The organism is Treponema endosymbiont of Eucomonympha sp., assembly GCF_001028545.1.
The window spans coordinates 1-6,563 of sequence record NZ_BBPW01000750.1 but is presented as its reverse complement, the minus strand read 5'-3'; the positions used below and the strand labels follow the sequence as shown (position 1 = coordinate 6,563).

The following is a 6,563-nucleotide window of genomic DNA, read 5'->3' as shown; positions in this document are numbered from 1 at the left end:
TTATTCAGATGGAGAAAAACGTTATATCATTGCTCCAAAGAATTTGATGATTGGGCAAAAAATTTTATCAGGTGAACAAGCTGAACCAACAGTGGGCAATACATTACCTCTTTCAGCGATTCCAGTGCATTCGAAATTGCCGATTTCAGTGTTTTAAGAATTAGTCGCGCTCCTTTTTGAGGTATATTCGTTAAAAAAATCACAGCTTCAATGCATATATTGTTTATTATGCTATTAATAATGAATTAGCGAACAAACGCGTCGGGACAGTATGTACGAAAGATCGTTCTGCTGTACGGGGTAGTAATGTAAAACCATACAAACAAAAAGGAACTGGACGTGCACGGTGTGGCGATAAGAAATCTCCGTTACTACGAGGTGGTGGAGTGATTTTTGGTCCGAAACCGAGAAATTATAACTATACGTTGCCAAAAAAAATGAAACGTCTGGCATTAAAATCGATTTTAAGTATGAAGACACGGAGTAATTGTTTAACGGTGGTAGAAGATTTTACTATCGAAAACGGTAAAACAAGAGAACTGTTGATTATCCTTAATCGATTCATGAAAGATGAACGGACGGTCATCGTGTTGAGTGATAGTGATACGATGATTAAACGTGCAGGGAATAATATTCCTTGTCTATCATTTTTGTCGTATAATCGACTTCGGGCACATGATTTGTACTATAGTCGACGGGTGATTATTCTTGAATCTGCGGTAGAAAAATTGAACAAGCTTTACCATGCCGTCGGGGAGGAGTAGTAAATAATGTTACGAGAGGATATACTTATAGCATCGGTGTTGTCAGAAAAAACGACAATGCTCCGAGAACAACAGAAATATGTATTCAAAGTGCACATTGACGCGAATAAATTTCAAATAAAAGACGCTATTGAAAAATTGTTTGAGGTAAAAGTAGTAAAATGTACGGTGATGAATGTATTTGGTAAAACAAAACGGGTGCGTTCATATACGGGACACACTTCCGGTTGGAAAAAAACTGTCGTAAAACTTATGCGGGGTGAAATTATAAAGATGTTTGAAGGTATGTAATGCTTTGTAAAAAATGAGGTTATAAAATGACTCTTAAAATATATAAGCCAGTAACATCTGGTACACGAGACAGAATTGATTTATTCAGAACTGACTTGACCACTGATAAACCGGAAAAAAGTTTGATAAGAGCGTCTGTATCTCATAGCGGGCGTGGTGCTGGTGGGCAAATTTCTGTTCGCCACCGTGGCGGAAGGCATAAGCGAAAATATCGTATCATTGATTTTAAGTGTGACAAATATGGTATTCCCGGCACGGTAAAGTCTATTGAATACGATCCGAATCGAAGTGCCAATATTGCACTTGTCTTTTATTCAGATGGAGAAAAACGTTATATCATTGCTCCAAAGAATTTGATGATTGGGCAAAAAATTTTATCAGGTGAACAAGCTGAACCAACAGTGGGCAATACATTACCTCTTTCAGCGATTCCAGTGGGTTTTACTGTGCATAATATTGAGCTTGTGCTTGGCAAAGGTGGTCAACTTGTCCGTTCTGCGGGAACGGAGGCAACAATCACGGCAAAAGACGGGAAATACGTTATAATAAAATTGCCTTCTGGTGAAATGCGCCAAATACACATCTGTTGTTATGCAACAATAGGTGCAGTTGGTAATGGATATTTGTCGAATATCCATTTGGGGAAAGCAGGGCGTACTCGTTGGCGTGGAATCCGTCCGACGGTGCGTGGTATGGCTATGAACCCTGTCGATCATCCACTCGGCGGCGGTGAAGGCGCTGGTAAAGGCCGCAATCCGGTTACTCCGTGGGGGAAACCGTGTCGTGGCTATAAAACACGAAACAAACGGAAAATATCCAACAAATTTATTACTGTATGGCGGAAAAAATAGGAGATTGTTATGTCAAGATCAATTAAAAAAGGTCCTTTTATTGAAAAAAGTTTATATAAGAAAACTATTAATATGAACAAGACGACGGACAGCAAGATAATTAAAACCTATTCGCGGTGTTCGACGATTATTCCAGAAATGGTTGGTAATACCGTGTCCGTATATAATGGCAAGTCATGGGTACCGGTATATATTACCGAAAATTTGGTCGGACATAAGCTTGGTGAATTTTCACCTACACGAATTTTTCGCACTCATAGCGGTTCAGACAAAAAAATAGAAAAATAGGAAGCAAGATGGTAAACAACAAATACCGTGCGGTAACAAAGTTTCTTTTTGCCTCCCCAACGAAAATTCGTTCGGTAGCGTGTATAATAAAACAGAGTATATGCTCGGAAGCTGTGATTTTTTTAACGAATATACCTCAAAAAGGAGCGCGACTAATTCTTAAAACACTGAAATCGGCAATTTCGAATGCACTCAATACAAATAAAAAAATCAGCGAAGATATGCTGTATGTGAAAGAAATTCGCATTGACGAAGGTCCTCGCCTCAAGCGGACGTGGTTTCGTGGGCGAGGCCGAGCGAATATGCTTTTGAAACGAATGTGTCATATTACCGTTGTAGTTGGCGAGAAAAGGGAGAAATAGCATGGGACAGAAAGTAAATCCAATTGGTTTGAGACTTGGTATTAATAAGACATGGACTTCTCATTGGTATGCTGATTTTCGCGAATATGCTAGATTTGCACTTGAAGATAGGAAAATTCGTACAATGATTGATATGATACCTGAATACAAAAATGCTGATATTGCAGAGGTCGAAATTATACGATATCCACAGCGGATAACTATTATTATCCATACAGCTCGTCCAGGAATAGTTATCGGAGTAAAAGGGTCTAGCATTGAAAAAAATAGTGTTGAAATTCAAAAAAATCTTATTCATAAAGTACAGATAAAAATTAAAGAAATAAAACGGGCAGATATAAATTCTTCACTCATTGCGCGGAATGTTGCCAGTCAGTTGGTAAATCGCGGATCATTTCGTAGAGCACTTAAGCAAGCAATAAACAATGCAGTAAAAGCCGGAGTACAGGGAATAAAAATTCGTATTTCAGGACGTATTGGTGGAGCAGAGATGTCGCGTACTGAAGAACAAAAAGAAGGACGAGTACCGCTTCATACACTTCGAGCGGATATTGACTATGGATTTGCTGAAGCACAAACCACGTTTGGAAAAATCGGTGTAAAAGTATGGGTATATCATGGTATGATGTATAATAAAGATAAAAACAGAGGGTGAGTCGCTCTGTAAAAATAGAAGGGGTAGTTAATGGTACTTAGCCCAAAGAGAATAGCACACCGGAAAGTACAGCGGGGCAGAATTAAAGGAAAGGCAACTCGTGGGAATACAATTGATTTTGGGGATATTGCTTTAATTGCGATTGAATGTTCTGTTTTGTTGACCGCTCGTCATATTGAAGCGGCACGTATTGCGCTTAATCGCAAGATCAATCGGAAGGGGAAGGTGTGGATTCGAGTGTTTCCCGATAAACCTATTACAAAAAAACCTGCGGAGACTCGTATGGGTAAAGGTAAGGGTGTACCTGAATTTTGGGCATCCGTAATTAAAACAGGGCAAGTTTTGTTTGAAATTGGCGGCGTTGATTTGGTAATAGCAGAAAAAGCGATGCGACTTGCCAGTAGTAAATTACCAATTAAGACGAAAATTATTCATTGTTCCTTTATCGACTAAGGAGTGAAGTGTGACGAGAAAAAAAGAAAATGATAAATTGTCTTATGCTGAATTGCTTATCAAACGAAATGAATTAAAGAAAAAATATATGGATTTTCGATTTCAGATGATAATGGGACATATTGAAAATAAAATGAAAAAACATATATTGCGCCGGGAAATCGCTCGGTTGAATACATTTATCGGGGGGAGCCTTGTTAGACAAAATAGAGAAGAATAACCAGATGAAAGAACTTCAGAAAACAAAGTTATCAAAACGAGTTTGCGTTGGAGTCGTCACAAGCGATAAAATGGACAAAACAATTGTGGTATCTATTTCAACGAAAAAACTACACCGACTGTATAAAAAATATATAATACGTATTAAAAAATGCAAAGTTCACGACGAAAAGAACGAAGCGCATATTGGTGATAAAGTACAAATTGTAGAATGCCGTCCATTTAGTCGTGATAAATGTTGGCGACTTGTTGAAATTCTTAAGCAAGCACAATAAACGGAGGAAGTTATGATTCAAATGCAATCGAATTTAAATGTTGCTGATAATTCCGGAGTTAGACTTGTACAATGTATTAAGGTACTCAGAGGCTCGAAACATCGTTATGCTGGCATTGGAGATGTAGTGGTAGTGGTGATAAAGGATGCTATCCCGATATCTACGATTAAAAAGGGAACAATAGAGAAAGCTGTAATTGTGCGAATTTCTAAGGAATATCGGCGTTTAGACGGTACGTATATCCGTTTTGACGATAATGCATGCGTGATTATCGATTCGAATATGAACCCGAAGGGAAAACGTGTTTTTGGTCCGGTAGCGCGAGAATTGCGCGATATGGATTTTATGAAAATTGCATCACTTGCACCAGAAATTCTATAACGAGAACACGATGAATAAACTCAAAATTCACAAAGATGATATGATTGAAGTCATTGCTGGTAAAGACAAAGGAAAGCGTGGTTCAATAGTGCGAGTTTTCAAACAGAAAAGATGTGTTATTGTTTCAGACATAAACATTATCAAAAAAACCCTAAAACGACAGAATAAACAAGACTCAGGTAGAATCGCTGATATTGAGGCTTCACTTCATATTTCAAACGTAGCGATTGTATGCAAAAAATGTGGTCATACAAGAGTCAAATACAAAACTAGTGGTGGACTGAAAGGTCGTGTTTGTCGTAAATGTGGAGATATAGTATAATGGATAAGGAACCTCGCCTTGAAAAAATTTATAATAAAATCATTGCTCCCATGCTTTTCAAAGAGATGGGGTATAAATCTATAATGCAAGTCCCAGCAATAGAAAAAATTGTGGTGAGCATGGGAGTAGGTGAAGCACTTTCGGATAAAAAACTTCTTGATGCTGTAGCAAATGAGCTTTCGGTAATTACAGGTCAGAAAGCTGTGAAAACAAAAGCAAAAAAAAGTATTGCGAATTTTAAGCTTCGAAAAGGCAATGAAATTGGTGTAATGGTTACGCTCCGGGGAGCGAGGATGTATGAATTTCTTGACCGCCTTATAAATGTAGCATTGCCCCGTGTAAAAGATTTTCGCGGTGTGAAAACTTCTGGTTTTGACGGTCACGGTAATTTTTCTCTTGGTGTAACGGAACAGATTATTTTTCCTGAAATTGATTTTGATAAAATTGAAAAAATTTGTGGGTTGAATATCAATATTGTAACGAGTGCCATCATTGATGATGGTGCGCGCTTATTACTGATAAAGTTTGGTGTGCCGTTTAAAAAATAAAGGAAAGAAACTTATGGCTAAAAAATCTCTGATAATTAAAGCGGCGAATTTTCCAAAATTTAGTACAAGACGAGTAAATCGGTGTCAAATTTGTGGGCGACCTCGAGGGTATCTGAGAAAATTCAAGATGTGCCGCTTGTGTTTTCGAAAGATGGCAAGTGAGGGTAGGTTACCGGGCATCACGAAATCCAGTTGGTAGTAGGAGTGTAATATGAGTGTTTCAGATCCCATAGCAGATATGCTTGCCAAAGTAAGAAATGCGGCTGTGGTTCACCATGAAAGAATAGATGTTTCTGCTTCTAAGATTAAATTGGAAATCGTGAAGATCTTAAAAACGGAAGGGTATATCGGTAACTTTAAAAAAATTAATCAAGACAGAAAGAATATCCTGAGAATATCCCTTAAATATGATGAATCTCGTGTATCAGTGATACACGGATTGAAAAAAATTTCAACCCCCAGTTGTCGCGTGTATTCGAAATGTAGAGAATTACCTCGCGTGTATAATGGGTATGGGACTGTTATTATCTCAACCTCGTTTGGTGTTATCACTGGTAAGAAAGCCGCAGAAAAAATGGTCGGCGGTGAGTTACTTTGTATCATTTGGTAGACGACAGGGGGAAAAATGTCTCGTGTTGGTAAAATTCCTGTAGCCGTTCCCTCTGGGGTGATAGTTTCTATATTGCCGGGATTAGTTATAGTTGAAGGACCGAAGGGTAAATTACAGAAAGCATATACCGCGCGGGTGAAAATTGAAATACAAGAATGTAAACTGTTGGTTATATCTGCTGATATTTCAAAAGAGTCTAATGCGGCACAAGGTTTATATCGCAATTTGATTCAGAATATAGTTACAGGTGTTTCAATAGGTTTTTCAAAAAACTTGATTATTACCGGAGTTGGTTATCGTGTGGAAGTAAAAAAAGATTTGTTGTTATTGATAGTAGGATCCATATAAACATTCCCCTCATATACACTTTTTTTTTCTTTTCGTTTTTTTGTAACTACCATGATAATCTCTCTGTTGTATATTTTTTTCTTGCCAGCAACGGTCTTTTTTTTACCTTTTCGAGTACGCGCATTCGTATTCGTCCGTTGCCCACGCACTGGTAAACCCTTTCGGTGTCGAAGTCCGCGATAACAACCGATATCCA

The 6,563-nt window shown here is 38.0% G+C and carries 13 protein-coding genes and 4 pseudogenes; 16 read left to right on the top strand and 1 reads right to left on the bottom strand.

Going from position 1 to position 6,563, the window contains the following annotated elements; translation table 11 throughout:
• The 16 genes and pseudogenes from rplB (AWU74_RS11185) to AWU74_RS11160 all read left to right on the top strand — a co-directional run.
• Positions 1-127, top strand: a pseudogene (gene rplB / locus AWU74_RS11185) (50S ribosomal protein L2); the annotation flags it as partial.
• Positions 128-209: 82 nt separating this feature from the next.
• Positions 210-764: pseudogene (gene rplD, locus AWU74_RS09105) on the top strand (50S ribosomal protein L4); the annotation flags it as partial.
• Between the two features lie 6 nt (positions 765-770).
• Positions 771-1,055: a 50S ribosomal protein L23 gene (locus AWU74_RS09100; RefSeq protein ID WP_062329003.1), complete on the top strand. Its 285-nt coding sequence runs from the start codon at positions 771-773 to the stop codon at positions 1,053-1,055.
• 26 nt (positions 1,056-1,081) lie between these two features.
• Positions 1,082-1,906, top strand: coding sequence for a 50S ribosomal protein L2 (gene rplB / locus AWU74_RS11175; protein WP_086046041.1), 825 nt, complete (start codon positions 1,082-1,084; stop codon positions 1,904-1,906).
• Positions 1,907-1,915: 9 nt separating this feature from the next.
• Complete coding sequence (gene rpsS, locus AWU74_RS09095; protein ID WP_062329000.1) at positions 1,916-2,194, top strand: 30S ribosomal protein S19; 279 nt, start codon at positions 1,916-1,918, stop codon at positions 2,192-2,194.
• A gap of 8 nt (positions 2,195-2,202) precedes the next feature.
• Entirely contained in the window at positions 2,203-2,556 is a 354-nt protein-coding gene (gene rplV, locus AWU74_RS09090) for a 50S ribosomal protein L22 (RefSeq protein WP_062328997.1), read from the top strand.
• A gap of 1 nt (position 2,557) precedes the next feature.
• Positions 2,558-3,199: pseudogene (gene rpsC / locus AWU74_RS09085) on the top strand (30S ribosomal protein S3); the annotation flags it as partial.
• Positions 3,200-3,241: 42 nt separating this feature from the next.
• Positions 3,242-3,664: a 50S ribosomal protein L16 gene (rplP, locus tag AWU74_RS09080; protein WP_062328991.1), complete on the top strand. Its 423-nt coding sequence runs from the start codon at positions 3,242-3,244 to the stop codon at positions 3,662-3,664.
• Positions 3,665-3,674: 10 nt separating this feature from the next.
• Entirely contained in the window at positions 3,675-3,884 is a 210-nt protein-coding gene (gene rpmC / locus AWU74_RS09075; RefSeq protein ID WP_059369904.1) for a 50S ribosomal protein L29, read from the top strand.
• 4 nt (positions 3,885-3,888) lie between these two features.
• The gene (rpsQ, locus tag AWU74_RS09070; RefSeq protein WP_059369905.1) at positions 3,889-4,158 is read left to right on the top strand and encodes a 30S ribosomal protein S17; all 270 of its coding nucleotides are present in this window, start codon (positions 3,889-3,891) and stop codon (positions 4,156-4,158) included.
• Positions 4,159-4,170: 12 nt separating this feature from the next.
• Positions 4,171-4,539 (top strand): 50S ribosomal protein L14, encoded by a 369-nt coding sequence (rplN, locus tag AWU74_RS09065; RefSeq protein WP_059369906.1) that lies wholly within the window; start codon positions 4,171-4,173, stop codon positions 4,537-4,539.
• A 10-nt stretch (positions 4,540-4,549) separates the two neighbouring features.
• On the top strand, positions 4,550-4,861 hold the full coding sequence (gene rplX / locus AWU74_RS11170) for a 50S ribosomal protein L24 (RefSeq protein ID WP_062378222.1): 312 nt from the start codon (positions 4,550-4,552) through the stop codon (positions 4,859-4,861).
• Positions 4,861-5,409 (top strand): 50S ribosomal protein L5, encoded by a 549-nt coding sequence (gene rplE, locus AWU74_RS09060; protein ID WP_062329006.1) that lies wholly within the window; start codon positions 4,861-4,863, stop codon positions 5,407-5,409. The genes rplX and rplE overlap by 1 nt, the downstream gene beginning before the upstream one ends.
• A gap of 13 nt (positions 5,410-5,422) precedes the next feature.
• Complete coding sequence (locus tag AWU74_RS11165) at positions 5,423-5,608, top strand: type Z 30S ribosomal protein S14 (RefSeq protein WP_086046330.1); 186 nt, start codon at positions 5,423-5,425, stop codon at positions 5,606-5,608.
• Positions 5,609-5,620: 12 nt separating this feature from the next.
• Positions 5,621-6,019, top strand: a complete 399-nt coding sequence (gene rpsH / locus AWU74_RS09055; protein WP_062328988.1) for a 30S ribosomal protein S8 — start codon at positions 5,621-5,623, stop codon at positions 6,017-6,019.
• Between the two features lie 15 nt (positions 6,020-6,034).
• The gene (locus tag AWU74_RS11160; RefSeq protein ID WP_162505162.1) at positions 6,035-6,367 is read left to right on the top strand and encodes a 50S ribosomal protein L6; all 333 of its coding nucleotides are present in this window, start codon (positions 6,035-6,037) and stop codon (positions 6,365-6,367) included.
• Positions 6,368-6,441: 74 nt separating this feature from the next.
• Here the strand turns inward: AWU74_RS11160 and rpsM are convergent.
• Positions 6,442-6,563: pseudogene (gene rpsM / locus AWU74_RS11155) on the bottom strand (30S ribosomal protein S13); the annotation flags it as partial.

What these genes read in the sequence shown, in the direction of transcription:
- rplX (WP_062378222.1), top strand. Translation starts at nt 4,550, where the DNA reads ATGAATAAACTCAAAATTCACAAAGATGATATGATTGAAGTCATTGCT.
- rpsH (WP_062328988.1), top strand. Translation starts at nt 5,621, where the DNA reads ATGAGTGTTTCAGATCCCATAGCAGATATGCTTGCCAAAGTAAGAAAT.
- rplE (WP_062329006.1), top strand. Translation starts at nt 4,861, where the DNA reads ATGGATAAGGAACCTCGCCTTGAAAAAATTTATAATAAAATCATTGCT.
- rpsS (WP_062329000.1), top strand. Translation starts at nt 1,916, where the DNA reads ATGTCAAGATCAATTAAAAAAGGTCCTTTTATTGAAAAAAGTTTATAT.
- rplB (WP_086046041.1), top strand. Translation starts at nt 1,082, where the DNA reads ATGACTCTTAAAATATATAAGCCAGTAACATCTGGTACACGAGACAGA.
- AWU74_RS11165 (WP_086046330.1), top strand. Translation starts at nt 5,423, where the DNA reads ATGGCTAAAAAATCTCTGATAATTAAAGCGGCGAATTTTCCAAAATTT.
- AWU74_RS11160 (WP_162505162.1), top strand. Translation starts at nt 6,035, where the DNA reads ATGTCTCGTGTTGGTAAAATTCCTGTAGCCGTTCCCTCTGGGGTGATA.
- AWU74_RS09100 (WP_062329003.1), top strand. Translation starts at nt 771, where the DNA reads ATGTTACGAGAGGATATACTTATAGCATCGGTGTTGTCAGAAAAAACG.
- rplV (WP_062328997.1), top strand. Translation starts at nt 2,203, where the DNA reads ATGGTAAACAACAAATACCGTGCGGTAACAAAGTTTCTTTTTGCCTCC.
- rpsQ (WP_059369905.1), top strand. Translation starts at nt 3,889, where the DNA reads ATGAAAGAACTTCAGAAAACAAAGTTATCAAAACGAGTTTGCGTTGGA.
- rplN (WP_059369906.1), top strand. Translation starts at nt 4,171, where the DNA reads ATGATTCAAATGCAATCGAATTTAAATGTTGCTGATAATTCCGGAGTT.
- rplP (WP_062328991.1), top strand. Translation starts at nt 3,242, where the DNA reads ATGGTACTTAGCCCAAAGAGAATAGCACACCGGAAAGTACAGCGGGGC.